26 protein-coding genes are annotated in these 25,917 nt (G+C 61.9%); 4 read left to right on the forward strand and 22 right to left on the reverse strand.

Going from position 1 to position 25,917, the window contains the following annotated elements; genetic code table 11:
* Positions 1-46 precede the first annotated feature (46 nt).
* The 12 genes from FFA61_RS04995 to rpsP form a co-directional block, all read right to left on the reverse strand.
* Positions 47-970 (reverse strand): tyrosine recombinase XerC, encoded by a 924-nt coding sequence (locus FFA61_RS04995; RefSeq protein WP_005964083.1) that lies wholly within the window; start codon positions 968-970, stop codon positions 47-49.
* A gap of 1 nt (position 971) precedes the next feature.
* On the reverse strand, positions 972-2,111 hold the full coding sequence (gene dprA, locus FFA61_RS05000; RefSeq protein ID WP_005964085.1) for a DNA-processing protein DprA: 1,140 nt from the start codon (positions 2,109-2,111) through the stop codon (positions 972-974).
* Positions 2,101-3,636, reverse strand: coding sequence for a YifB family Mg chelatase-like AAA ATPase (locus tag FFA61_RS05005; protein WP_005964087.1), 1,536 nt, complete (start codon positions 3,634-3,636; stop codon positions 2,101-2,103). The genes dprA and FFA61_RS05005 overlap by 11 nt, the downstream gene beginning before the upstream one ends.
* Positions 3,633-4,085 carry a YraN family protein gene (locus tag FFA61_RS05010; RefSeq protein WP_083879499.1) on the reverse strand — a complete coding sequence of 151 codons (453 nt, stop codon included), beginning with the start codon at positions 4,083-4,085 and terminating at the stop codon, positions 3,633-3,635. The genes FFA61_RS05005 and FFA61_RS05010 overlap by 4 nt, the downstream gene beginning before the upstream one ends.
* 171 nt (positions 4,086-4,256) lie before the next feature.
* A complete protein-coding gene (locus FFA61_RS05015; RefSeq protein WP_005964093.1) occupies positions 4,257-4,556 on the reverse strand; it encodes a DUF2469 domain-containing protein in 300 nt (99 codons plus the stop codon).
* A gap of 75 nt (positions 4,557-4,631) precedes the next feature.
* Positions 4,632-5,300, reverse strand: coding sequence for a ribonuclease HII (locus FFA61_RS05020; RefSeq protein ID WP_005964095.1), 669 nt, complete (start codon positions 5,298-5,300; stop codon positions 4,632-4,634).
* Positions 5,300-5,917 (reverse strand): signal peptidase I, encoded by a 618-nt coding sequence (lepB, locus tag FFA61_RS05025; RefSeq protein WP_040314315.1) that lies wholly within the window; start codon positions 5,915-5,917, stop codon positions 5,300-5,302. Before lepB ends, FFA61_RS05020 begins: the two co-directional genes overlap by 1 nt.
* A gap of 208 nt (positions 5,918-6,125) precedes the next feature.
* On the reverse strand, positions 6,126-6,482 hold the full coding sequence (rplS, locus tag FFA61_RS05030; protein WP_005964099.1) for a 50S ribosomal protein L19: 357 nt from the start codon (positions 6,480-6,482) through the stop codon (positions 6,126-6,128).
* Positions 6,483-6,656: 174 nt separating this feature from the next.
* Positions 6,657-8,000 carry a tRNA (guanosine(37)-N1)-methyltransferase TrmD gene (gene trmD, locus FFA61_RS05035; protein ID WP_005964100.1) on the reverse strand — a complete coding sequence of 448 codons (1,344 nt, stop codon included), beginning with the start codon at positions 7,998-8,000 and terminating at the stop codon, positions 6,657-6,659.
* Entirely contained in the window at positions 7,997-8,521 is a 525-nt protein-coding gene (rimM, locus tag FFA61_RS05040) for a ribosome maturation factor RimM (RefSeq protein WP_005964101.1), read from the reverse strand. The genes trmD and rimM overlap by 4 nt, the downstream gene beginning before the upstream one ends.
* A 102-nt stretch (positions 8,522-8,623) precedes the next feature.
* The gene (locus tag FFA61_RS05045) at positions 8,624-8,863 is read right to left on the reverse strand and encodes an RNA-binding protein (RefSeq protein ID WP_005964103.1); all 240 of its coding nucleotides are present in this window, start codon (positions 8,861-8,863) and stop codon (positions 8,624-8,626) included.
* A 1-nt stretch (position 8,864) separates the two neighbouring features.
* Positions 8,865-9,314, reverse strand: coding sequence for a 30S ribosomal protein S16 (rpsP, locus tag FFA61_RS05050; RefSeq protein WP_005964105.1), 450 nt, complete (start codon positions 9,312-9,314; stop codon positions 8,865-8,867).
* 237 nt (positions 9,315-9,551) lie between these two features.
* Here rpsP and FFA61_RS05055 point away from each other — a divergent pair, with 237 nt between their 5' ends.
* Positions 9,552-10,481: an inositol monophosphatase family protein gene (locus FFA61_RS05055; protein ID WP_051057864.1), complete on the forward strand. Its 930-nt coding sequence runs from the start codon at positions 9,552-9,554 to the stop codon at positions 10,479-10,481.
* Between the two features lie 28 nt (positions 10,482-10,509).
* On the opposite strand, the gene FFA61_RS05060 is transcribed toward FFA61_RS05055, so the two are convergent.
* From FFA61_RS05060 to FFA61_RS05080, 5 genes are all read right to left on the reverse strand, one after another.
* On the reverse strand, positions 10,510-11,607 hold the full coding sequence (locus FFA61_RS05060; RefSeq protein WP_005964110.1) for an amidohydrolase family protein: 1,098 nt from the start codon (positions 11,605-11,607) through the stop codon (positions 10,510-10,512).
* On the reverse strand, positions 11,604-13,190 hold the full coding sequence (ffh, locus tag FFA61_RS05065) for a signal recognition particle protein (RefSeq protein WP_040314145.1): 1,587 nt from the start codon (positions 13,188-13,190) through the stop codon (positions 11,604-11,606). The genes FFA61_RS05060 and ffh overlap by 4 nt, the downstream gene beginning before the upstream one ends.
* 114 nt (positions 13,191-13,304) lie before the next feature.
* A complete protein-coding gene (gene ftsY / locus FFA61_RS05070) occupies positions 13,305-14,540 on the reverse strand; it encodes a signal recognition particle-docking protein FtsY (protein WP_005964115.1) in 1,236 nt (411 codons plus the stop codon).
* 53 nt (positions 14,541-14,593) lie between these two features.
* Positions 14,594-14,929 (reverse strand): hypothetical protein, encoded by a 336-nt coding sequence (locus FFA61_RS05075; RefSeq protein ID WP_005964119.1) that lies wholly within the window; start codon positions 14,927-14,929, stop codon positions 14,594-14,596.
* A gap of 234 nt (positions 14,930-15,163) precedes the next feature.
* Positions 15,164-16,762: an RNA polymerase sigma factor gene (locus FFA61_RS05080; protein ID WP_005964122.1), complete on the reverse strand. Its 1,599-nt coding sequence runs from the start codon at positions 16,760-16,762 to the stop codon at positions 15,164-15,166.
* 295 nt (positions 16,763-17,057) lie between these two features.
* Between FFA61_RS05080 and FFA61_RS05085 the strand changes: the two genes are divergently transcribed.
* Positions 17,058-18,155 carry a polyprenyl synthetase family protein gene (locus FFA61_RS05085; RefSeq protein WP_005964124.1) on the forward strand — a complete coding sequence of 366 codons (1,098 nt, stop codon included), beginning with the start codon at positions 17,058-17,060 and terminating at the stop codon, positions 18,153-18,155.
* Positions 18,156-18,318: 163 nt separating this feature from the next.
* Here FFA61_RS05085 and FFA61_RS05090 read toward each other — a convergent pair whose 3' ends face one another.
* A complete protein-coding gene (locus tag FFA61_RS05090; RefSeq protein WP_005964127.1) occupies positions 18,319-18,669 on the reverse strand; it encodes an Rv2175c family DNA-binding protein in 351 nt (116 codons plus the stop codon).
* Positions 18,670-18,770: 101 nt separating this feature from the next.
* Here FFA61_RS05090 and pknB point away from each other — a divergent pair, with 101 nt between their 5' ends.
* Positions 18,771-20,810 (forward strand): Stk1 family PASTA domain-containing Ser/Thr kinase, encoded by a 2,040-nt coding sequence (pknB, locus tag FFA61_RS05095; RefSeq protein WP_005964130.1) that lies wholly within the window; start codon positions 18,771-18,773, stop codon positions 20,808-20,810.
* Positions 20,811-20,860: 50 nt separating this feature from the next.
* On the opposite strand, the gene FFA61_RS05100 is transcribed toward pknB, so the two are convergent.
* From FFA61_RS05100 to FFA61_RS05110, 3 genes are all read right to left on the reverse strand, one after another.
* Positions 20,861-22,300, reverse strand: coding sequence for a class II 3-deoxy-7-phosphoheptulonate synthase (locus FFA61_RS05100; protein WP_005964133.1), 1,440 nt, complete (start codon positions 22,298-22,300; stop codon positions 20,861-20,863).
* On the reverse strand, positions 22,297-23,514 hold the full coding sequence (locus FFA61_RS05105) for a pyrophosphate--fructose-6-phosphate 1-phosphotransferase (protein ID WP_005964135.1): 1,218 nt from the start codon (positions 23,512-23,514) through the stop codon (positions 22,297-22,299). The genes FFA61_RS05100 and FFA61_RS05105 overlap by 4 nt, the downstream gene beginning before the upstream one ends.
* Positions 23,515-23,637: 123 nt before the next feature.
* Positions 23,638-24,456: a lysophospholipid acyltransferase family protein gene (locus FFA61_RS05110; protein WP_005964138.1), complete on the reverse strand. Its 819-nt coding sequence runs from the start codon at positions 24,454-24,456 to the stop codon at positions 23,638-23,640.
* A 48-nt stretch (positions 24,457-24,504) separates the two neighbouring features.
* Here FFA61_RS05110 and FFA61_RS05115 point away from each other — a divergent pair, with 48 nt between their 5' ends.
* Positions 24,505-25,365 carry a 3'-5' exonuclease gene (locus FFA61_RS05115; RefSeq protein ID WP_051057865.1) on the forward strand — a complete coding sequence of 287 codons (861 nt, stop codon included), beginning with the start codon at positions 24,505-24,507 and terminating at the stop codon, positions 25,363-25,365.
* Positions 25,366-25,520: 155 nt separating this feature from the next.
* On the opposite strand, the gene FFA61_RS05120 is transcribed toward FFA61_RS05115, so the two are convergent.
* Entirely contained in the window at positions 25,521-25,913 is a 393-nt protein-coding gene (locus FFA61_RS05120; RefSeq protein WP_040314149.1) for a response regulator transcription factor, read from the reverse strand.
* Positions 25,914-25,917 lie beyond the last annotated feature (4 nt).

The raw sequence follows: 25,917 nt of genomic DNA on the forward strand, positions 1-25,917 counted from the left end.
ATCGACTGCGACACAGTGCTAGATACGCGGAGCCGCAAAACGCCTCCTAAGCGCGCGGGTGGGCCCTCTGGTAGATCGCAGAAAGCCGATCAGCGTCAACATGCGTGTAACGCTGAGTGGTCCTCAGCGAAGAATGCCCGAGAATCTCTTGCACGCTGCGCAAATCCGCTCCCCCCTGGAGAAGATGGGTCGCAGCAGTGTGCCTGAGAGCATGCGGAGCCAAATCCGGCACACCCGCTCGGGCCGCCTCACGGTGAATCATCGAACGCACAATCCTCGCATCGACACGTTTTCCACGTTCTCCGACGAAAAGCGCAGAACCAGAATCTTCATGTGCGAGCGAAGGACGCCCCTGCCCCAGCCAGCGTTCAATCGCCACAAGAGCAATGGGAGTAAGAGGAACGACACGCTCCTTATTTCCCTTGCCGACAACGCGCAACGTCGCCGAAGCCCGCTCGAGGGAAGTCAGCTCGAGCCCGCAAAGCTCAGAGACGCGGATTCCCGTCGCGTAGATCGTCTCGAGGATCGCCCAATCCCGCAGCGCGACGCTCCCCTCGTCCCTCGCCCGCGAGCGCGCATGCTCCATGAGACGCTCTGCATCGTTCCGGTTCAGGACCTGGGGAAGCCTCTGCTCGGCTCTGGCGGTCGCGAGAACGAGAGCGGGGTCGGAGGGGAGGATCCCCCGTTCGTGCGCCCAAGAGGTGAAGGCCCGAAGCGAAGCCGTTTTGCGTGAGAGCGTTGAACGCGAGGCCCCCTCCTGAGCGTTCGAGCCGAGCCACAGGCGGATCTTGCGGGTTGTGAGGGTCTGGGCGAGCTCATCCGCGCTCGCTCCCTCATTGCTTCCGAGGAAGTCAAGACAGGAGGCGAGGTCACTGCCATAGGCGCGGATCGTGTGCTCGGAAAGGCCCCGATTATGGCGCAGATGAGTGATCCACGCGTCAAAGGGCGCTTCCTTCGTCATGGGGATCATCCTATGCCCTGCGGCGAGCCCACCCCCGGGAGTCAGAAACGATGAGTCCTGCAAGTTCGAGTTCTGCCAGGGCCGTGAGCACTTCCGATTCTGAAAGCCCTGCGGCCCTGCTCAGGCGGGAAAGACGAGCGAAAGAGCGTTTCGGCAGGGCTTCGAAGACTCGTCTGGGGATGGGGTTGAGAGCATCAACTCCTCGGTCGCGCATCACGGGAGCCCCAAAGAGCGTCCCCTGTCCGCCAAGAGTGAAGGGCTCGAGGAGTTCGAGGACATCTTGGGCATCACGGATCAGGGTTGCAGAGTTGCGGATCAGTTCATGACAGCCCTCACTCGAACTTGAACTCAAAGGTCCGGGCATTGCTCCGACTTCACGGCCGAGCTCCATCGCTCTCCTCGCGGTCGCCAAAGCACCGGAGCGTATCGAAGCTTCGACGACGACGGTGACCGGACTTAAGGCGGCAATGATCCGGTTGCGCGAGAGGAAACGCCATTTCGCGGGACGCCACGAACTCGGACATTCGGAGATGAGCGCACCGCCCTCTGCGATGATCCTTGCGAAATCCTCCTCATGGGCAAGCGGGTAGGGTTTCGACAGGCCACCGGCCATGACGGCGATCGTCGGGGCGCTGGCCGCCCGACACCCGCGATGGGCGGCAATGTCAATCCCGAAGGCCCCGCCCGAGCAGGTCGAGACTCCCGCTTGGGCAAGACCTGCCCCAAGGTCGAAGGCGTTGCGCTCGCCCGCGCTGCTCGCCGCTCGGGCGCCCACGATTGAGACTCGGGGATTGTTCGGCAGGGTTCCGATTGTCCACAGTCCCAGGGGGCGCAGGGGGCCAAGATCGTTAAGGCTTTCGGGCCATTGCGCGTCCCCGGGCACGATGAAGCGTCCTCCGAGTTCCTCGAGTTGCTCAAGTTCGGCTTGCACTCCTGGGGCTTTGGCTCGAGGAGCCCAACGTGCGTGCGCTTCTTCCCATCGTCCCTGCCCCTCCAGGGCGTGTGGTAAAGCGCCAGGCAGTGGTGCTTGCGCCCAGGCCCGCGCTTCTGTGGGCCCCAGAGCCGAGATGAGTGCTACGGCATGGGGATCTGCGGGTTCGGCGACGCAGGACCACCAGGCGATGTCGAAAGCCTGCGCTTCAATTCGCATTGAGTCCCCCGTTCCTCAGCATCAGTGCGCGTGCGAGATCCTCATCATTGGGAAGTGGCCGCTCATGAAGGTCGGCGAGAGTCCACATGAGGCGCAAGACCCTATCGGCTCCGCGCATGGTGACGATTCCTTCATCAACGGCCCGGTCGAGAGCTTCGATGAAACGCTCGGGAATACCGGAAGAGTGGCGAATCCACGCTCCGGGAAGCTCGGAGTTCATCTTCCACCCCGTGTCCTTCAAACGCCGGGCGCCCCTCGCCCTCGCTTCCTCAACGCGTTTTCGGACCTCGGCTGAAAAGCGTTGGCGCGAAAAACGAAGATCAGCCTTCGTCGGTTGTCTCATCGCGATGGTGATGTCGATCCGGTCAAGCAAAGGGCCTGAGAGCCTGGAAGCGTAGCGTCTTCTCTGCATTGAGGTGCAGCGGCATGCTCGTCCCCCGTGTCCGCATGGGCACGGATTCGAGGCGAGTACCAATTGGAAGGCTGAGGGATAACGAGCCGAAGCCTTCGAACGGTGGATCGTCACGAAACGCTCCTCCAAGGGTTGGCGCAAAGAATCGAGGACCGAGGGCGAGAACTCTGCGGCCTCGTCGAGGAAGAGGACTCCCCCGTGGGCAAGAGACACCGCCCCCGGTGCTGCGATCCCAGATCCACCCCCGATGAGTGCGGGGATCGTCATCGAATGATGCGGCGCCTGAAAAGGAGGGGTTCGGATGAGACTCGAATCTTGAGGGAGTATGCCCGCAAGGGAATGGATCGCTGTGGTCTGCAGGGCTACCGCTTCCTCGAGGGGCGGCAAGATCGAGGGGAGCCTGGAGGCGAGCATCGTTTTGCCCGCGCCGGGTTCGCCGATGAGGAACAGATGATGCCCTCCGGCTGCTGCGACTTCGAGGGCGTCGATCGCAGTGTCTTGTCCGCGAACATCTGCCAGATCCGGGGCCTGCCGGTATGTGGTCGAAGACTGCGGGCGCATGGGAGCGGGGTCGAGGAGCTGGGGCTTGCTGGCTCGTCCCCCCGCCCATACGACGACATCTGCGAGGTGGTCGAAACCGAGGACCTCAATGTCGGCGACGAGGCTAGCTTCTGCGGCGCTCGCGGCGGCAACGATGATACGTTTCGCGCCGATCTGTTTCGCAGCGGCGACCGCGGGGAGGGTGCCTTTGATGGGGCGCAGCCCTCCATCGAGACCGAGTTCGGCGAGGAGGATCGTATCTGCGAAGGCCTGGGGGTGGATTGCCTCGGCGGCTTTGAGGATCGCCGCTGCGATCGCGAGGTCGAAACCGGAGCCAGATTTTGGCAGTCCCGCCGGTGAGAGATTCACCGTGATATGAGCATCGAGGACTTCGCATTCAATGGCTTGAAGTGCTGAGCGGACACGATCCTTGGCTTCCCTGAGGGAAGCGTCGGGCAGGCCGACGAGGGTGAAGGTGACGAGGCCGCGGCCGACGTGTGCTTCCACGTCGACGCCGTATCCTTCCAAGCCCAAAAGCGCGATTGAACGGGCGGAGGCGATGCGCGCGCTCATGCGACTCCCCTGACCCATGTGACCTCGGCGCCTAAAGTGCGCAGATCCGTATCCTCTTTGATGTGGGGGAGGCGCTCTCGGGCTTGAGGGGGAAGGCCCAGGGCGATCACGTCAATGCAGATCGGCTGGCGCAGCCGGTTCTGGCTCGACCACTGGCCTGCGAGTCTTCTCAATTTCGCGATTTTGCGCCTGTCCACCGATTCAAGGGGCGTGCCCAGGCGCTGACCAATGCGGGTACGCACTTCAACGATGATGGTTTTCTCGCCCTCGTGCGCGATGAGGTCAAGTTCCCCTATGCGCCCTGCCCTCCAATTGCGTTCACGTATCACGAGGCCGGCTTCTGACAGGATTTTCGCTGCGGTCTCCTCCCCCGCCTTGCCCAGGATGCGCCGATGGTCCTTCGTTTCTCGCTTCGCCCCGTTCTTTTCGGGCAGTGTGAGCGTGTTCATTCCTCCACCTCCGCTTCCAGGCTTCCCCGTGGAAACGATCAGGGCGAGGCGGAGCATCGTCGCCTGTGGACGCGGCGGAGAGCCCGATGGGGTGTGGATAAGGAAAAGAGCCCGGGCCTCTTTCAGGCTCCGGGCTTCTTTTCCCTTCGATTCACGCGACGAGTGTGCGCCTCAAGGGATGTTGAGTTCCGGTTTGGACAACTCCTCAACGTTCACGTCCTTGAAGGTCACAACGTGCACGGAACGGACGAAACGCGATGAACGGTAGATGTCCCACACCCACGCGTCAGTCAGTTTCAGTTCGAAGTAGACGTCCCCACCCACCGGACGGGCTTGCACATCCACCTGATTGCACAGGTAGAAACGTCTTTCCGTTTCGACAACGTACTTGAACAGGCCAATAACATCCCGGTACTCACGAAAGAGCGCGAGCTCGAGCGAATTCTCGTAGCCTTCGATGTCCTCATTCACCCCACCATGATGCCTTGAGAACCCCCGGGGAGCACTCTCAGTTCACGGCGCGCCGAATGCCAGGAAAGCTCACGTTCAGATCCCCGGGAGGCTCCAGGAGCGTCGATGCGCGAAACTCGGCCCCAGGGCCTTGAGCCCCGCCACATGTTGGGGTGAGGAATATCCCTTATTCGACGCCCAGCCGTAGCCGGGGTCTTCCAGCTTCGTCATATGCTCATCCCTCGCGACCTTCGCAATCACCGAGGCTGCGGCGACGAGAGTGCACTGGGCATCGGCCTTCACTCGCGTCATCACTTCCCCAAGAGTCACATCTGGCATTTCGGGCCCCTCCAGGGAGGCGAAAAGATCCTCCGGGGGCGTGAGCCAATCATGGGAGCCATCCAAGAGGACCAGCGCGGGAGCGCCGATCTTCTCCTCGATGCGAGCAAGGGCACGCATTCCGGCCAAACGGAGCCCCACGATGATCCCGAAACGGTCGATCTCCTCATTCGAAGCCCAAGCGACGGCCGAGGCCGCAGCCCAGGAACGAACCTGGGGTGCGAGCTCCTCGCGTTTTTTCGCGCTGAGGAGTTTCGAATCCGCCAGGCCCGAGGGCGCCTCCCCTTCACTGCCGGTGATGGCACAGGCGCCGACCGCGACGGGGCCTGCAAGGGCTCCACGCCCGACCTCGTCCATTCCGACAAGAGGAGAGTATGTGGTGAGGAGTTCGAGTTCGAACTGGCGAGAAGCGAGAATCCTCGGCATCACTTCACCTGTGAGAAAACCTCAGGAGCTGAAAGCCCCCAGTGGGCCCGATTAAGGGGCAGGATCACGGCCTTCACCGTGCCGACGACCGCGCCAACGGGCACAAAAGGGCTCTCCCCGTTTTGCCTGTGGTAACGAGAGTCTGCGGAGTTACCGCGATTATCACCCATCACCCACAAGGTCCCCTCCGGGACGACCTCGTCGAAAGGAATCGTCGAGGGGACCTGGCCCTGGGCGATATAGGGCTCCTCAATGGGCACTCCATTGACGCTGATCCTCCCCGTCTCAACAGAGAAGGAGACCCGGTCGCCGCCGACCCCGATGACGCGTTTGACCAGGGTCTGTTCATCGCCTGCGGGAACGATCCCGAAGAACTCTCCGACGCGCCTCAAAGGAGAAGAACCATGCGAAGAGCGAAGCCAACCGAGTTCATCATGGAAAACGACGACATCCCCGCGCTGAATCGAACCCGTCCAAGCATCAATGCGTGAGACCACGATCTTGTCGTGTTCGACGAGAGTGTCGCGCATCGAGGGCGAGGGAATCCAAAACACTTGGAACACGAAAGCCCGAAGCAGCGCTGAGATGATCGCGGCAACGAGAATCACAGACAGCATTTCCTTGATCCAGCCGAAAAACCCAAGAGGTTCTAGCTCCGCTGGCTCTTGAGCTTTGGGCAGATGCTGGGGGGCGAGCTTGACTCTCATGTGTCTCGTGCCCGTCGACCCAGCGCTCATTGGTCCTCGTTTCTGTGTGTGGCCGGAATGCGAAGCGCCCGGCACTCTGAAACAGAGTACCGGGCAGTGGGGGCTTGTGCCCGGAGGGTCACTCCGCGCTGCCCGAACGGTGCTCCTTGATCTTCGCGGCCTTGCCGTGACGCTCACGCAGGTAGTAGAGCTTGGCGCGGCGGACGTCACCCTTGGTGACGACCTCGATGCGGTCGATCGTGGGGGCGTGCAGCGGGAAGGTACGCTCCACGCCAACACCGAAGGAGACCTTGCGGACGATGAACGTCTCAGAGACGCCGTGACCGCGACGGGCGAGGACAACGCCCTGGAAGATCTGGATACGAGAACGGCTGCCCTCGATGACCTTCACATGCACCTTGACGGTGTCACCGGCGCGGAAGGCCGGAAGGTCGGAACGGAGGGAAGCAGCGTCGACTGCGTCCAGCTTCTGCATGTGTACTCCTTGACGCGCTCGCCGCAGGTCGAAAGCGTCGAATACGGCAGGCCGAGCCTGCGATTCATTCGATAATGCACCCTGACGGAGGCCCCCTGCGGCAGGTTCACTCCGGGTGCACCAAAGCACCAGTGTGCCACATGCTCACGCCCCGAAGCGAGACGCTCGAGCGCGTCACTGGCCGCGAAGCCCCGTGAGATCGCGCACGAAGACGAGGTCGCGGTTCACCACCCCGCCGACGTTGAAGCTGCGCCGAGCGGCCTTCTTGAAGCCGTGCTTCTTGTAGAAGCGCTGGGCCCGCAGGTTGGCCTCATTCGTCGCCACAACAATGCGAGGAGCATGACTCTTCTCAGCTGCGTCACGCACCGCGGCCTCAAGCAGGGCGCTCGCCAATCCGCTCCCCCGCCACGTGGAATCCACATAGCACTTCGACAGGTAGGCGTCACCCTTCTCGATGCGACCCTTTCGCACCATGGCCTCGTCGAGTGCGTCTTCACCGAAGAGCGTCAGAGTGTAGCCAACGGCCTCCCCCTCGACGAGGGCGAGAAGGATGCGGTACCGCTGCGGATCGGCGAGGTATCGCGCGAAGGACTCTTCAGAGAGTTCAGCCGCGATGAATGCTTCTATGGCTTCTTGGCACAGTTCGGGTGGGCAGGCATCGGGGAAAGTCCGTGCTGCAATGGCGCCAAGAGCGCCGACTTCCTCTATCTGTGCGCTGCGGATCTTCAGTTCATGTGTCCGCCCCTCGCGAAGGAGGATCCCCAGCCCGGCGAGCAGTTCCAGATCGGAAGAATCGAGTTCTTCGGGTTTGAGGGAGGCAAGGAGGTCGGGGCGCCTGGCCGCCGTACGTTCCAAGGAACGATCGCGCCTCCAGCGGCTGATCGCACCGTGGTCGCCGCTGAGCAGGATCTCAGGGACCTCCAGTCCTCGCCACGAGCGGGGCTTCGTGTACGCGGGATATTCGAGCAGCCCCTGCGAGTAGGACTCTTCGACGATCGAATCGGGATTCCCCATGAAACCGTCGAGGAGGCGCGTCACTGCTTCAACGAGGACGAGGGCCGCCACTTCCCCGCCGTTGAGGACATAGTCGCCGATCGAATACTCGAGGACCTCAAATCCCGCTTCCCGGTAATGCTCTGCGACGCGCTGATCGATCCCCTCATAGCGGCCGCAGGCGATGACAAGCTGAGTCACATTCGTCAGGTCCTGAGCCATGGCCTGGGTAAGGGGCACCCCCGAGGGAGTAGGGATTGCGAGCACCCGACGATCCGATTTCCCGCCCGTCTCAGCCTCTTCGAAGACCTCGTCGATCGCTTCGCCCCATACGCTCGGCATCATCACCATTCCAGCGCCCCCGCCGTAGGGGGTGTCGTCAACACTGCGATGACGATCATGAGTCCATTCGCGAAGATCACGGATCCTCAGGTCCACGAGGCCGTGCTCGCCCGCCTTGCCCAACAGTGAAACCCCGAGGGGCGCGAAGTAATCGGGGAAAATGGAGAGAAGATCGATCCTCATCTTTGACTCCTCGTTTCCCCAGTATCGACAACATCGTCATCGAAAAGGCCGGGGGGCGCGTCAATCGTGACGACTCCGCTTTCAAGGTCGACCTCGGGAACGATCTGAGCGACGAAGGGCACCATCACCGTGCCTTCGGGGGTTCTCACGAGCAACAGATCCTGAGCCGATCCGAAGCGGACCCCCGAAACGGTGCCGAGCTCCTCACCCTTAGGGGTGAGGGCCTTGAGGCCTTTGAGTTGATGTGGATACCAGGCGTCCTCTTCTTCATGTTCTTCAACGAGCAGGCGCACGCCACGCAGCTCCTCAGCCTTTTCGCGGCTCGTGACCTCTTCGAAGGAGACGAGCAGACGCTCCTTGTGTATGCGGACGCCACCAATGGTGAGCTCAGCGAGAGGAGAATCCTCGAGGGAAAAGAGGGAACCGGGAGCCCACAGCGCAGGGTCGTCGGATCGGACGTCAACGAGGACTTCACCGCGCAGGCCGTGTGCGGGTCCAATGATTCCAGCTGTCATCCTCATGGTCTTCTCCTTCAGTGTTCGGCATACATTTCATCACAGCGGATACCCATGCAGTGAAGGGGCCCGGCTGAGCCGGACCCCTTCACTGCATGATCTGCGATCTTATTCGCGATCAGTATCGACGACGTCGACGCGGACCGGGCCGCGGGTCGACAGCGCGCCAATGACGGTGCGCAACGCCCTGGCGGTGCGTCCACCGCGACCGATCACTCGCCCAAGGTCATCGGGGTTCACCCTTACCTCGAGGAGTTGGCCGCGACGCATCGACCGAGTGGAGACCTGGACGTCCTCGGGATGATCAACGATCCCCCCGACGAGGTGTTCCAGTGCATCGGCGAGCATCTCAGGCTTCCTCGCCGGCCTCGGTGGCCTCTTCGGCCGAAGCCTCAGCGGCAGCCTTTGCCTCTTCCTCGGCCTTCGCGGCGGCCTTACCGGCCTTCGACTTCTCGGCCTCGGCCTCGGCGGCCTTCACGGCTTCGGCTGCTGCAGCGGCCTTATCGGCCTCGGAAACCTCGACGCGGGAGACCGCGTCGGCCTTGCCGTTGAACTTCGCAATGTCGCCAGTGAGGACGAGCAGATTGCGAACCTGGTCGGAGGGCTGTGCGCCCACGCCGAGCCAGTACTGCGCACGATCAGAGTCGATGCGGATCTTCGAGGGGTTCGGCTGAGGATCGTAGATGCCCAGCTCCTCGATGACGCGACCATCGCGCTTCTTGCGCGAATCGACGACGACGACACGGTATGCGGCGGCGTGGGTCTTGCCCACGCGCTTCAAGCGGATTCGAACTGCCACTGGTGTGGTCACTCCTGTTTCTCAAGTGGTGGAGCGCCCGCCGGAAAGGTGGGAAACACAATCCGATGTTGACTCCGGGACACGTTCCGGCGAAGTGAGAGGGTCTTCGACGGACCGGGTACAGTCCTCGATTCTGCCATGCCTTGAGCGGATTCGACCAACCCTCAGCTCTTCCCAGGCATGTCGGGGGCCGTGGAATCAGTCACGTTTAGCTTGTTTCGTGGAAGGATGAAGCCCATGACCACCCCTGCTCCGCTCGATTCTGCACTTGTGTGCATCGCTCGCACCGCCGCGACCCACGTCGGCGACTACTTGCGAAAGGTCGCACGAAGCGTCGATTCGGTGGAAACGAAAAGGGACTTCCACGACCCGGTGACGGTCCATGACAAAAGCGTCGAAAGGGCGCTGCACCTCATGCTCGGTTCCGCCCTTCCCTTCTCCCGTGTCCTCGGCGAAGAGACGGGCGCGCATGTTCTTCAGCCGAATGATCTTCCTGAGCTTCCTGAGGGAATCGTCATGCCTGAGGGCGAGGAGTGGGAGCGGGCCCTCAGGGCCGTAGCTGATCTGGGTGAAAGGGTCCGCTGGATCGTCGACCCGATTGATGGGACCGCGAATTTCGCTGCGGGCCTGCCCTGGTTCAATACCTCGATCGGCGTGGAATTGGATGGGCGCATGGTCGCGGGAGTCGTCAACGCCCCGCTCCTGGGGGAACTCTTCTCAGCCGATTCGAGGCGCGCATGGGTTGAAGCATCCCAGGGTGTGCGCGAGTTGGATGCCAGGGGCGCCGATGAGGAATCAAAAGCCGTCATCATCAGCTACTACCCCGGAGTCCATGCGCTCGCCAGCGACCCGAAGAGGGCGGTGGAGCGTGAACGTAAGATCGCCTCAGCCTTCCAGTCGACCCGGCGTTACGGAGCGGCCGCCCTCGACCTCGCCTATGTCGCCGCCGGGTGGATCGGCGCAATGATGGGGACCTCCTTCAAACCTTGGGATGTGGCAGCCGGCCTGCACATCCTTTCAGTCTCAGGGGGTAATGTCATGAACCTTGAGATGGGGACGGGGCTTGGCGAGGGGCTTCGTCCCGGTGTCGTCGCATCGAATCGGGGGTTCCTCGCGCCAAGCGCCCGCGCAGTCCTCCTTGAGATCGCCCAGGAAGACACTCTCTAAAGGGAAAGAAACCTCAAAAAAGATGCGGCTACTCGCAGGGGGCGATGAGCTTTCCGCCGAGAATCACCGCGTCCGGTGCGCTCAGATCGCCGCCCGTCCTCGGATCCTGCGAGTAGATGAGCAGATCCGCGCTCGCCCCGGGGTGCAGGGCTTCGAAGCCGAGGTGGCGCCTCGTATGCCAGCTCGCGATATCCAGTAGTTCTGTGCGATCCACTCCCTGAGCCTGCCAGAGGGCGAACTCCTTGCCGATCGACCCGTGCTCCTGATAGCCGCCTGAGTCCGTGCCCATGAGGAGAGTGACTCCGGCTTCGCGTAGCATCGCGAAGTGCTCGCGGCGGCGCTCGAACATTTTCATCATCGTCTCGGCATAGACCGGATACTTCGAGCCTGCTTGGGCGGCGAATTCATTGAATAGACCGACCTGCAGGAGCGTCGGTGTGACGAGCACTCCCCGGCGCGCAGCCTCATCGGCCTGATCCGCATCCATTCCCGTTGCGTGCTCAATGTCGTCGACGCCCGCTGCCAAGAGGTCGTTGATCGTCGAATGGGCGAAGGAATGGACTGCGACGCGCGCTCCCGCCTCATGGGCGGCGGCGACCGCGTCAAGGAGAACCTCTTGGGGCCACAGGGGTTCAAGATCCGAGTCCGCTCCTTTGGAACGGTCGATCCAATCCCCGACAAGCTTGACCCATCCGTCCGAATGGCGTGCCTGTTCGGCGAGTGCCTCGGGAAGATCTTTGACGTCCTCGAGTTCAATCGGTAGTCCACGGATGTAGCGCTTAGGGCGGGCCAGGTGGCGACCGGCGCGCTTGAGCTTGGGCAGATCGGCCCGAGAGTCGATCCAGCGAGTATCCACGGGTGAACCGCAGTCACGAATCGCGAGCACGCCCGTGGATCGTTGCGCAAGGGCCTGCTCGAGTTGCTGTGCAGTGCCCAGTCCCCCGTGTTCTCCGATGCCGATATGGGCGTGAGAATCGACGAAACCGGGGATCGCATAGCCACCGAGTTCACCCGGACGTTCCTCGATCCTGTCGATCACGCCGTTGTCGATCCTCCACGTCCCCCGAGTCCACGAGGGGGTTATGGCCTGGGATGGGGCCCACAGGAGGGAGCCTGTGAAGATCATTGAAGCCCCTGGAGCATCCGTTTAACGTCATCGGGGAGATCATCCATGCTCGGACGCTGCGCCTCCTGTGTGGGGGCACCAAAAGATGCTCCTGGGGCACTCGCCTTGCGTTGGTCGCGAGGAAGGAGCGCCTCAAGCTCTTGTTGACGGCGCTTGGCAGGGTTGCCCGAACGGGCTTTCTTCTTTACCTTCGCACGATCGGCCTTCGCCTTACGGGCATTCGCCTTTTGTTTCGCTTTGCCTCCCCGGCCGGGCATTGAACCGAAGCCGGGCATTGCCCCGCCTGCCTGGCCCATCTGGCTCATCATCTCTTTGGCCGCTTCGAAACGCTTCACGAGGCCGTTGACATCGGCGACACTCGTTCCCGAACCGCGGGCGATGCGAGCACGACGCGAGCCATTGAGGATCGACACGTCTTCGCGTTCCTGCGGGGTCATGGAGCGCACGATCGCCTCAACGCGGTCGACTTCGCGCTCGTCGAAGTTCTCGATCTGCTCGCGCATCTGGGCCGCGCCCGGGATCATGCCGAGCATCTTCTTCATCGAGCCGAGCTTTTTGATCTGCTGAAGCTGGGAGAGGAAGTCTGCGAGGGTGAGTTCCCCGGATAGCGCTTTGGCGGCCATACGCTCGGCCTCTTCGGCGTCGAGGCGTTTCTCGGCCTGCTCAATGAGGGTCAGGACGTCACCCATGTCGAGGATCCGACCGGCCATGCGGTCGGCGTGGAAGCGCTCGAAATCGTCGAGGCCCTCACCGGTGGAGGCGAAAAGGATCGGAGCGCCGGTGACGCCACGCACGGAGAGCGCGGCACCTCCTCGGGCGTCACCGTCGAGCTTGGACAGGACGACACCGGTGAATCCGACGCCATCGCGGAATGCCGTGGAAGTCTGGACCGCGTCCTGACCGACCATGGCGTCCAGGACGAACATGATTTCGCGCGGTTCAACTGCGTCGCGGATCGCGATGGCTTGAGCCATCATCTCCTCATCGACGCCGAGGCGGCCTGCCGTGTCGACGATGACAACGTCAATGCCGGTTTCGATCGCGTGATTGAGGCCTGTGCGGGCGACGTGGACCGGGTCACCGACACCATTGCCGGGTTCGGGCGCCCACACCTCGACGCCGGCCCTTTCGCCGACGATCTGGAGCTGTTGGACGGCGTTGGGCCGCTGGAGGTCTGAGGCGACGAGGAGGACCCTCTTGCCTTCTTCGCGCAGCCACTTGCCGAGTTTGCCTGCAAGGGTCGTCTTACCGGCGCCTTGGAGACCGGCGAGCATGAAAACGGTGGGACCCCGGTCAGCGAAACTCAGTTCACGGGTCTGGCCGCCCAGGACCTTGATGAGTTCCTCATGAACAATGCGGATGACCTGTTGACCGGGATTGAGGGCTTTGGAGCGCGCCGCACCGTAGGCCTTCTCCCGAACCTCGTTCGTGAACTGACGGACGACGGGCAGGGCGACATCCGCGTCAATGAGGGCGCGGCGGATCTCGGAGATCGTCTGGTCGACATCGGACTCGGTGAGCACTCCACGAGAGCGGAGCTGCTTGAAGGATTGCATCAACCGGTCGGACAGATTCCCGAACACTGAGGTTCCCCCTGTATGAGCGTGGCGGGGGCGCTCCCCCATGACTCGGACCAGCCTATCGCACGACGCCCCCGCCTCTGATTCGGGGCGGGGGCGCGTGGGGCTGAGGAGTCCTCAGGAGTTGACGATCGCGTCGACGAAGCTCCTCGGATCGAAGGGAGCGAGGTCGTCCGCTCCTTCACCGAGGCCGACGAATTTGACGGGCACTCCCAGGGTCTTTTGGACGGAGACGACGATCCCGCCCTTCGCAGAACCATCAAGTTTCGTCAAGACGATTCCCGTGACGCCTGCGACCTCGGCGAAGACCTGGGCTTGTTTGAGGCCGTTTTGTCCGGTCGTCGCATCGAGGACGAGAAGAACCTCGCTGACGGGAGCTTGCTTTTCCATCACGCGCTTGACCTTGCCGAGCTCCTCCATGAGGGTCGACTTGGTTTGGAGACGTCCGGCGGTGTCGACGAGGACGACATCCACTGCGCGCATCGCCCCCTGTTTGACAGCGTCGAAGGCGACGGCCGCTGGGTCTGCGCCTTCGCGATCCGATTTGATGACATCGACGCCGACGCGTTCGCCCCAAGTGCTGAGTTGTTCGGCGGCGGCCGCGCGGAAAGTATCAGCTGCGCCGAGCAGCACGCTCTTACCTTCAGCGACGAGGACGCGCGCGAGCTTACCGACGGTCGTCGTCTTACCGGTTCCGTTCACGCCGACCATGAGGATGGTGGCGGGCAGTTCGCCGTTCTCGCCCTGTTTGTCCAGGTGCAAGGATCGGTCGAGGTTCTCATCGACGAGGGCGAGCAGTTCTTCTGCCAAGAAGGTGCGAATCGTGTTCGAATCGGAGGCTCCAGCGATCGCTACTCGTTCCTTCATGCGGCTCATGAGTTCGTCGGTCGCATCGAGGCCGAGATCAGCGATGAGCAGAGTGTCTTCAATCTCCTCCCAGTCAGTGGCTTTGAGTTCGCCGCGCGAGAGGATCTGCACGATGGCGCGTCCAAGAGAGCCAGAACCTGAAAGGCGCGAGCGCAGGCGCTGCATGCGCGAGGGGAGGGATTCGGGGGCCTCGATGAGGGCGCCCGTCTCAGCTGCTTCTTCAGCCTCCTCGGGCTGTGTGCTCAGAGTCGGGACGGATTTGTCAGCGGGACCGGCCCTGGCCTCAGGGAGTTGAGACGAGTCAGTCTCTAGGGCTTTGGCTTGTGTGGATTCAGGCGCGGGCGCGGGCGGGGGCTCAGGAACAGAAGGGCCCGCAGCGCCAGAGCGGCGCACGACCAGCACGACCAGGGCGATGAGTGCCGCAATGATCAGGGCTGCCAGGCCGATGCCCGCAGGGGTGCTAAGGAAAGTGAGAACAGCGTCCATGGGGCCATCATCCCCTAAAGGGGCAAGGGGAGTACAACCCTCAGGCGTGAAACTCAGGACTCCTCTGTGTTCTTACGAGGAGGGATCGCTTCGAAACGCTCCGTGACGGCTTCGATTCTTTCGATCCCGGGAAGACGGTCGGCGTCGAAGTAGGCGTTTCGTTGGGTGGTATTGCGCTCAATGAGGTCACGAAGAGTCGTCTGTTTGACACCCACGAGCTCGTCGCGCTTGGGCGCTTCTTCGGCCGCGAATTGGGCGTTTTGCTCTTTGAGGTGTTCTTGCCAGGCTTGGGCGGGTCGACGCACGAGGGCGAGGCCGACAATAACGCCGACTGCCGCGGTCAGCATGACGGCGAGCATGAAGAAGATGACGATGAACCCCTCGAGCATGTATCTATCGTCTGATGATTACTCGAAAGTCGCCACCTCGGCGCACCGGCCGATTCCGATCCGTGACCATGATGTCGCTCACCGCAAGGTGAAGTGGGCTCCCCTGGGGGCCAGGAGAAGACCTCAAGAATCTAAGAGTTCAGGCATGACAAGTGGGCGCAGTCCGAATCGGTATCCGTTCTGCGCCCACTGTGCTCTCAGTTGCTGATCCGCTCAGCCGCCGAGGTGATCGCCTCAGTCAAGGTAGTCGCGCAACACTTGCGAACGCGAAGGATGACGCAGCTTCGACATGGTCTTCGACTCGATCTGACGGATGCGCTCACGTGTCACCCCGTAGACCTTGCCGATCTCATCGAGGGTCTTCGGCTGACCGTCGCCCAAGCCGAAGCGCATGGAGACAACACCGGCTTCACGTTCGGAAAGGGTATCGAGGACATTGTGCAGCTGCTCTTGCAAGAGGGTGAATGACACCGCGTCTGCGGGAACAATCGCCTCTGAATCCTCAATGAGGTCACCGAACTCCGAATCCCCATCCTCGCCAAGAGGAGTGTGCAAAGAAATCGGCTCTCGACCGTACTTTTGAACCTCCACGACCTTCTCGGCCGTCATATCGAGCTCTTTGGCGAGTTCTTCAGGGGTGGGTTCGCGCCCGAGGTCTTGGAGCATCTGACGCTGGACTCGTGCGAGCTTGTTGATGACCTCGACCATGTGGACGGGGATGCGGATCGTGCGCGCCTGGTCGGCCATGGCCCGGGTGATCGCCTGACGGATCCACCAGGTCGCATAGGTCGAGAACTTGTAGCCCTTCGTGTAGTCAAATTTCTCGACCGCGCGGATCAGACCGAGATTGCCTTCCTGGATGAGGTCGAGGAACTGCATGCCCCGGCCCGTGTAGCGCTTCGCAAGAGAGACGACGAGGCGCAGATTCGCCTCGAGGAGGTGGTTTTTCGCGAGTTGACCATCCTGGGCGAGGAAGTGCAATTCGCGACGCTCCTTCGAGGTCATCTCGTCTGCTTCGTTTTTCAGCTTGTACTCCGCGTACAAGCCCGCTTCGATTCGACGGGCAAGATCGACTTCTTGTTCGGCGTTGAGGAGCTGAACCTTGCCGATCTGCTTGAGGTAGTCCTTCACGGGGTCGGCGGTCGCCCCCGCGACGGTGACTTGTTGGACGGGTTCGTCGGACTCGTCCGAATCGGAGACGACGAAGCTGCCCTTCACCCGGATGCCAGAGGCGGTGCGATCGCGCAGTTCCTGGCGGGCCTTCGCATCCTCCTTCGATTCTTCGGATTCCGTATCCTCGTCGTGAGCCAAGTCCTCTTCGACCTCATCGCTTTCCTCTCCCGCGAGCTCGCCATGAGCATCTTCGAGGTCCTCGTCGCTGAGTTCGATCTCTTCTTCTTCGACTTCCTCGACCTTGTCGGGCTCAGCTTCAGCCTTCGCCGCAGTCTTTCGAGTCCTCGTTTTCTTGGAAGGTGCCGTCTCCTCACTGGCGGCCTTTTTGCGCGTGGTGCGCCGAGTGGTCTTCTTCGGTGTGCTGTCTTCTGCGGCTTCGCTCTCAGTGGTCTTCTTCGAGGCGCGCTTCGTCGTTTTCTTCGCAGGGGCCTTCGCTTCTGGCGTGTCTTGTGTCGCGGTGGCCTTGGTGCTCTTGCGCGGCGTCTTCTTCGCCGGAGCCTTATCCGTCGCCTCCTCGGGGGCATCGGTCTTCTTCGTTGTGCGACGCGTCGTCTTCTTCGCTGGGGCCTTCGCCTGCGCCTGCGAATCAGTGGTCTTCTTCGTCGTGCGACGCGTCGTCTTCTTCGCAGCTGTGCTGGTCATCGCGTCTTCGGTCTTCATATCCGACTCAGCAGCGCTTGGGTTTCGCGACGATCCTTTGGCAGTGCTCGATGCGGCCACACGAGCCCCTTTCTCAGAAGATGGGATGAACGATCAGCGTGAGACGCTGACACACCTTTCCCAATTATAGTCCGAAACCCTGAACAGACCCTCCTAGGAGAAAGAGAGCACAGTGAATCCCCAAAGCTGAGCGTGTCGGACATGTCCTCGGGGCAGCGCAGCATTGAGCATCTCACAAGGCCTGGGCGGGGGCTCAGTCCTCATCTTCTCTTGCCCTCAGCCTGGGCATTAGCCTATGTGCATGACCTCTCTCGCAGCCCGCTTCTTCGAGCTCCGTCCCCTGATCGACCAGCAGACCCAAGAGGATCTGAGCGCTCTGCTCGTCCAGATCGGCTCAGGCGAGGCTTCCTCGGACTTCCTCGACTCCGCTTTCGGAGCCATTCGCTCAGGAAAACGATTCCGCGCACTCCTCGCGCATTTCGGTGCCGCTCTCGTTTCCGGGAAAGAACTCGGCCAGGCCCCCGTCGCTCACCTCGGCGCCGCTCTTGAGCTGTACCAGGCGAGTGCCCTCGCCCATGACGATGTCATCGATCACGCCGATACCCGCCGAGGCGCCCCGACGCCCCACATTCGCCTTGCCACAATCCACCGGGAACGCCAATGGCTCGGCTCAGATGAGCGATTCGGTGCCGCAGCTGCGATTCTCTTGGGCGATCTGCTCTTCTCCGCCGCGGAGAGGTCGATCGGCTTGCAATGTGAAAGCCTCGAGCCGAAGATCGCGAGTCGTCTTCTTGCCCGCTACACGACAATGCACGCGGAGGTTGCCCTCGGTCAGTACCTTGATGTGAGAGCCGAGCACCTGCCCCTGGACCTTCACAATCCGGATGCGATCCCCCTTCGCGAGGTCCGTGAGGTCGTCATCCGCAAGTCGGCGCACTATTCGATCGTCCACCCGGCTCTTCTCGGCGCGATCGCAGCCGGAGGCAGTGAGGAGCTCGTGCAGGCACTTGAAGAGGCTCTCACCCCCTGGGGTATTGCCTTCCAATTGCGCGACGATGATCTTGGAGTGTTCGGCGATCCGGAGGTGACGGGCAAACCCGCTGGAGATGACCTGCGCGAAGGTAAACGCACGATGCTGCTCTCCTTGTCGTGGAAGAATGCCAGCGTTGCCGAACGGGAGATTCTCGCCGGAGTCCTTGGGGATGAGAAGGCGAGTCCCGACAGTATCGCGAGGGCCACCGAGGTCATCGCCACGCGGGGCCGCGACGTTCATGAGGCACTCATCGCTTCCCTCGTTGACGAGGGCGAGGCCCAGCTCGAGGATCGTTTCTCAGAAGCTGAACGAGCTGATCTTCTCGAACTCGCCCAGATCATCACAGCTCGACGCGCCTGATCAAGGGCCCGATATGCCCTGCCTAATATGCGCGGAAAGCCGCCTCTGTCCTCGAAGTGCTATGGGCTAGTCACAATTCCACAAGCACTTTAGGGCATCACAAGTCAGCCCAGTAGGGGCCGACTCACAAGGACCTGGCAGACTCACAAGGCCAGGGCTCCGCTCACAAGGCCAGGGTCGAGGCGATCGCATTCACCCTGTGGTGACGCCCGGCGAGCATCGCCTCCATCGGGGTCTCCCCCAATTCATCATGCTCCGTGTAGAGCCATGCCGCTGCCTCGTCCTCGGTGAAACCACCATCGGCGAGCAGCGTCAAAGTCCCCGGAAGACTGAAGAGGGGCTCCCAACCGTCCGCGGCCTTGACGAGAATCTCCCGGGGGATTGCCCGCCCACCCTCAGGCAAGGGGATTGTGAAGAGGTGGCGGTCGCGCACGAGCTGTTTAATCCTACGAGGCTCGATTCCCAGCAGACGGGCCGCCTCCTGGGCGCAGATGGTCTCAGGGTAAGTCGTCATGGGCCCAAGACTAGCCCAGTGATCCGCAGGGCACACCGATCCGCAGGGCACGCCGAAGCCGACTTCTCAGACTTCTTCCGCGCGTCTCATAGAATCCGGGGGTGAGCGAAATCGAGAACGTCAACGACGCCTCGGTCCCCCTCGAAGGGGCGACCGAGGTCTTGCGCGCCAGCACTGGCATTCCCGATGAATCCTCCGCTCCGCCTCATGAAAGCACTCCTGAGCACGCCGCGCCACTGCCCGATCCCCTCATCGGTTCCCTCCTCGACAATCGTTATCGGATCGTCCGCAGACTCGCCCGCGGCGGAATGGCAACGGTGTACGTCGCCCACGACGACCGTATGGACCGCCCAGTCGCGGTCAAAATCATGCACCCCCACCTTGCCGATTCCCAAGACTTCGTCGCACGTTTTCGCCGCGAAGCTCGCGCTGCCTCCCAGATCAGCCATCCCGGCGTCGTCTCAGTCTTCGACCAGGGGGTGCTCCACGACCAGAGCTACCTCGTCATGGATTTGATCGCAGGGCCGACCCTGCGTGCCCTCCTGCGCCGCGAAGGCGCATTCACCCTCAGGGATACTCTGCGCTACCTGCGAGATGTCCTTGAGGCTTTACGGGCCGCGCACCGGGTCGGCGTGATCCACCGCGATATCAAACCGGAGAACGTCCTCGTCCCCCAAGATCCTCCGGCCAGGGTCACTGATTTTGGCCTCGCCCGAGCAGCCTCCGAAGTGTCGATGTCCTCAAGCGGCTCAATGCTCGGCACGATCGCCTACGTCGCTCCCGAAGTCGCTCTTTCCGGTGCGATCGATGAGAGAACGGATTTTTACGCCCTGGGCATTATGGGCTTCGAAATGTTGACGGGCTTTGTGCCCTGGGAAGGCGAAAGCGCACTCGCCATCGCGCAGCACCACGTCAAGGACCCGATCCCAGTCCCCTCGAGCGTGCTTCCCTGGCTTCCACGCGAAGTTGACGATTTCATTTCCTCCCTCGCCGCGACAGACCCGAATGAACGTCCCTCCGACGCCTCTCAAGCTCTCCATCAGCTTGAGGCCCTCACTCAAGCTCTCCCCACTGAGCTCTTGGATCGGCGCGCTCAGGTCCAGCCGAAACTGAAGGACAACATCGGCCAGATGACCCAATGGGATGGCGCGGCCCTCACCTCTTCACTGCCGCCTCTCATGCCGTCGAACTCTCAAACGATTGTGCGCGCATCCGCATCGGCCCGCGCCCCACACCCCAAGAAGCACAAGCGCCGACTCGGGGGCCGCTTCCTTGCTCTTTTCGCCATTCTTGCCCTCGTCGGTTCTCTTGGCGGATGGTGGTGGTGGGCCGAGTATGGTCCAGGTTCCTACCTCGAGATGCCCCTGACTGCACAACGCTCACTCAAAGCCGTCGAATCTGAGCTCAGCGTCCTGGGCCTGGGCGTTGTCATTGAAGAGGCCTACTCGGATTCCGTCCCGAAGGGCTCCGTCATTTCCTCGGTTCCCGAGGGCGGCCAAGCCGTTCACAAGAACTCCGATGTTCGCCTCATCGTGTCCAAAGGCGTTGACATGAGGAGTGTGCCTAAGCTCGTTGATCTCACGGAGACGCGAGCAAGCACGCTTTTGAGCGACGCCGGACTGAAAATGGGCACAATCACCCGGGAATACTCCGAGGATGTCGCCCAGGGGCGCGTCATTTCGCAGTCGATCCAAGCGCAGACCTCAATCCCCCACGACACTGCGATCGACCTCGTCATTTCGAAAGGACGAGAGCCCATCGAAGTGCCCAAGCTCGAGGGAAAAACCGCAGCCGAGGCGAAAGCGATGATCGAAGCCCTCGGACTCGTCGCTTCTCCCAGTGAGGAATACTCCGATTCAGTAGCTGAAGGACTCGTGATCTCGCAGTCGACGGAGGCGGCTTCAACCCTTCACAAGGGAGATGAGGTGTCCTATGTCGTCTCCAAGGGCCCTGAGACTGTTCAGATTCCGAATGTGACGGGTAAACAGGAGGCAGCGGCCATTGACACGCTGCGCGCTGCCGGCCTTGAGGTCACTGTGGAAAGAATCCTCGGCGGAGTGTTCGGCACTGCGCGTTCAACAGATCCCGCTGCAGGAACGAGCGTCACGAAAGGTACGACCGTCACCCTGTACGTCGTGTAAGTCGCTCGGGGCGCCCGCCTCTCGGCAAGGGTGCCCTCCCGGGCGGTGGTTCAGGCCCCCTCGACCTTTCCACGACGCAGATATTCGGCAACCTGGAACGCCATCTCCAAGGACTGCTGATGGTTCAAACGCGGATCGACAACAGTCTCGTAGCGTTTCGCCAGCTCTTCTTCATCAAGCTCTTCCGAGCCCCCGACGACCTCGGTCACATCATCTCCGGTCAGCTCGACATGGATGCCTCCGGGCACTGTACCGACCTCGTCATGAGATTCGAAGAAGCCCCCGACCTCGTCCATGATCGTTTCGAAACGACGAGTCTTGTAACCGTTCGAGGAGGTGATCGTATTGCCGTGCATCGGATCGGTCATCCACGTCACCGGACGGCCATCGGCTTTCGCGGCTTCGAGGAGGGGCGGGAGGGCTTCTCGGATCTTCGCCGCGCCCATCCTCGTAATGAAGGTCAGGCGTCCTTCCTCTCCGTCCGGATTCAAACGCTCCACGAGGCCGAGCATTTGTTCGACTGTGGTCGTCGGACCAAGTTTCACGCCGATCGGGTTACGGACCGAACGCAAAAGTTCAATGTGGGCACCCTCGAGGTCACGAGTTCGCTCCCCCACCCACAAGAAATGCCCCGAGGTGTCGTAGGCGAGGCCCGTGCGCGAATCGATGCGGGTCATCGCCGACTCGTATTCGAGCAGGAGGGCCTCATGGGAGGAATACAGGTCCACTTCGCGCAGGGAATCGAAGTCCGCGCCCGCGGCCTGCATGAACAGGACGGCCCGGTGGATCTCCTCAGCGAGAGACTCATAGCGCGAATACGCGGGGTTTTGCGTAAAACCACGATTCCAATGGTGAACGAGGCGCAGATCCGCGTAGCCGCCCTTCGTGAAGGCCCGAATGAGGTTAAGGGTCGAAGAGGCGTGATGGTATGTCTCCAAGAGCCGACCCGGATCCGGGATCCTCGCCTCGGGAGTGAACTCGAAGGAGTTGACCGCATCGCCCCTGTAGGAGGGAAGAGTCACTCCACCGCGAGTCTCAAGATCCTTCGAGCGGGGCTTGGCATATTGGCCGGCGATCCGCCCGATCTTCACGACAGGCAGGGAGGCCCCGTAGGTCAAGACGACGGCCATCTGCAAAAGGGTTTGGATCTTTAAACGCAGATGATCTGCGGTCGCCTCCGCGAAGGTCTCCGCGCAATCACCGCCGGTCAGGACGAAAGCTTCTCCTCGTCCGGCAGCGCCCAACCACACGCGCAAGTCATCGACCTCGCCTGCGAAAACGAGGGGCGGTTGGCGCCTGAGAACCGCCGTCACATCGCGCAAGGCCTCATCATCGGGGTACTTGGGCTGTTGGAGAGCCTCATGCGCGCGCCACGAATCCCAAGGGGCCTGCGTACCTGACTTGGGGGACCAGAGCTGCTCTGGGTCGCGGCGGTCAGGATCTGAAGAGAACCTGGAACCGCCGCGACCGGGCTTGACGGGAATCGTCACTTCGCTGCAGGCTTCACGTCCTGGCCGATCTCGGCCATCATCTCGGTGAACCACTTCTGCGTGATGTCGAAGGGCTTTCCACCGGCGATGCGCGGGAAGGGGATCGCGCGCAGGCGGTCGCCGTTCTCCTCGTCATGACCGATGACGCCAGACTCGCCGCGCAATGCGCACTCGACGGCAAGATCCGTCATCGACTTGATGAGACGAAGATCATCAGCGTTCGCACGCGAGGAGCGCGAGAAGTAACCGGACTTTTGGACCATGACTTTCTCAGCCTCGATCTTGGAGGCGAACTGCTTGGCGAACCACTGGCCGGGGTTGATGGTGTCGAGCTTGACGTGGCCGAAGGGGTCACGCTGGACCTCGACGCCCGCGGCTTCCATCTCGGCAATGATCTCCGGGACGCCCGCGCCTTCGGAGAGGAAGATATTGACATTGCCCTGCTCGTCCATGATCTTTTTCAAACGAGCGGCTTCAGCCTCAATATCGAGCGCCATCTCGGGAAGGAAGACGGCGTGGATGTCCCAGCGTTCCTTCGACAGTCCGATCGAGGGAACCCATTCCTGGGTCTTGAGCCACTCGTGGTATTCCCTCGAACCTGCGGCGGTCAGCCACCCGCAATTGCGGCCCATGATCTCGTGAATGATGAGCATGCGCGGATTCGAGCGGTGCTCGCCGATGACGTTCTGCGCGTACTCGGAGACCTCTTCAGCGGCAGTCCAAGCGCCCAGAGACTGACGAATCGGCACGACGTCGTTGTCGATCGTCTTGGGCAGGCCGACGACGGTGAGGTGGTAGTCGTGCTCTTCAAGGTAGGCGGCCAGGTCCGCTGCGGTGGTGTTGGTGTCGTCTCCACCGATGGTGTGAAGGACATCAACGCCATCCTTGCGCAGCTGTTCGGCGGCCTTCTCCAGGGGATTCTCGCCCTCAGCAACGAGTCCGCGCTCCACGAGATTCTTCGCATTGGTCAGTTTGACGCGAGAGTTGCCAATCGGAGAACCTCCGAAGCGGTGGAGGACGGCGGCTCGGGCGCGGGCCTCTTCATCGACGACGACGAAGTTGCCGGTCAGGAGACCATGGTAGCCATTCTGGTACGCGATGATCTCGATCTCGGGATCGATCTCGTTGTAGCGCTCAATGAGACCTCCGACAGCGGAGGACAGGCAGGGGGCGAAGCCACCGGCGGTGAGCAGTGCGACGCGGCGAACCGACATTAATGACACCTTTCAGTGTGGGTTTCGTGCGACCGGACGATCAACACGCGACGCGAACAGTCTACCTGGACGCGCCTTCAAAACACGTGGCCGCAGGTCCTGTGTAGGGGCAGAAAACCTGGGTCAGGACTGAGCGGGATCCGCTGATTCGAGGGGCTTTTCGGGCTGGTCTTCCGGCCTCGTTGGCACCTCAACGATGGGGGCGCTTCTTCCGCCAGGAGCGGGACGCCCATTCGAGGGGACGGGCCCGTCGAACTTGCCTTCTTCGGCGAGTTTCGCCTTCACATCGGCGGCATAGGCGTCCACGTACTCCTGGCCGGACAAGAGCATGAGGTTGTACATGATCTCGTCCGTAATGGCGCGCAGGACGTAGCGGTCCTTGTGCAATCCCTTGTATCGCGAGAAGTCGAGGGGCTGACCGATCACCATTCCGATGTTCGTGCGCGAGGGGATCTTCTGGCCGATCGGCTGGGCGGCGTGAGTACCGATCATCGCGACCGGGATGACGGGGGCCCCGGAGAGGAGAGCGAGGCGGGCGACACCAGTCTTGCCCCGGTAGAGGCGCCCATCGGGGCTTCGCGTCCCCTCGGGGTAGATCCCGAAGAGTTCTCCGCGTCCGAGCCGGTCAAGGCCCGCCTTCATAGCCCCTTCGGAGGCGCGCCCCCCGGAGCGGTCCACCGGGATCGTGCCGACGGCGCGCATGAACTCTTTGGTGACCCAGCCCTTCACGCCGGTTCCCGTGAAATAGTCCGCTTTGCCCATGAACACGACTTCACGGTCGAGCATCATCGGCAGGAACACGGAGTCCCACACGGCGTTGTGATTGGATGCGAGGATCGCCGCACCTGTGTCGGGGATGTTCTCCTTGCCACGGATCCACGGCTTGTACGCAGCCTTCAAAACTGGACCACCGGTCGCCTTCAATGCTTGATAGAACGCCACTGTTCCTCCACGGAGTCGGAGCCTGGTCGAGGGATTAGAATCCACTGTATGCCCAATTCCGCTCCTGCGCAGTCACAGTCCAGCGGAGGAATCGTTGCATCGGACACTCGTGCGTTCGCTCGTGCACAAGCGCCCAGTCTTGTGGGTGAAGCTCAACGCGCCGACACGATGCTCCTTGAACTGCCCGGACTTGAGCAAAGAATCGAGGATGCGAGTTTCCTCATCGTTGATCTGGAAACCACCGGACTGGGAGCCCGCGCCCGGATCACGGAAATCGGCGCCATTATCGTCAGCGGGGGAAGTATCCGTGACGAGTTCCAATCAATGGTGAACCCCATGCAGGCGATCCCCCCACGAATCACTTCTTTAACGGGCATCACTCAATCCATGGTCGAGGAGGCCGAGACCATTGAACGCGTCCTGCCCAGCTTCCTCACCTGGTCCGGGCTCCTCAGTACAACTCCCCCGCTCCTCGTCGCCCACAACGCAAGCTTCGACTTGGGGTTCTTGAAGCGAGCAGCCCGGCGCTTAGAGATCCCCTGGCCGAAAAGCGGGGTTGTCGATACTTTGGCTCTTGCGCGTCTGGCTCTGCCCCGCCCCCTGGTGTCCAACCACAAGCTCTCGACCCTCGTCTCACATTTCAAGGTCGATCCGGGACATGCCCACCGGGCCCTCGCCGATGCGCGCGCCACCTGGCACGTCCTGGAGGCTTTGGTCCAACTCATGCAGCCCAATGGGATGAGCTCGGTCAGTGATCTGCTGAAGTATGCACGGCCCCTGCCCCGCGGCCGCTATCCGCACACCCCCTCAGGCTCCATTCCTCAGCCTTTCTCCCGCTCGCAGCCCACTGAACGCAGTCCCGAGCGCGAAAACTCAGCAGTCCCGCGCGCGAAAACTCATAAGTCCTGAGCGCGAAAACCCAAAAGTAGTAGCACCGAGGGGCGCATGAAAGGTGCCCTCAAGGCGCTGCCTGTGTATTTCCTTCTCGCCGCAGTACCCTGTGCGCGCTGATCGAAGCTCCTCACACGCCTTGAAGGGGCGCTGCTCAGTGATCGAGGAGAGGCTCAGTCGGCATTCTCCAAGAGTTGCGCGATCGTTTCTTGAAGGACGAGGGGATCGAGAGGATCGGGAATAGCGGCTGCGCCTCCAGCCCAGCTCGCCAGCCAATCGTCTTGCTGACGCGCCGTGAGAAACACGATCGGAGGAACATCCTCCATCGTATTCTTCAGTTCCTGCGCGAGGGACATTCCGCCTTCTTTTTGAGTTTCAGCATCGAGGACGAGGAGCGCGAAGTCGTGTGATTCAACGAGTTCTTTCGCGCCAAAAGGAGTGGCGGCTTCAGACCATTCGATCAGCGCAGAGTTCTTCGAGGCGCGACGCCCGACACCGGTAATGACGGCGTGACGCTTGGTGGCATCGCCGCTGAAAACGAGGACGCGAACGGTATTCTCACTCACTGAT

Origin of the sequence: Schaalia cardiffensis F0333 (assembly GCF_005886435.1) — a bacterium.
In the GTDB taxonomy this organism is placed as follows: Bacteria; Actinomycetota; Actinomycetes; order Actinomycetales; family Actinomycetaceae; genus Pauljensenia; species Pauljensenia cardiffensis.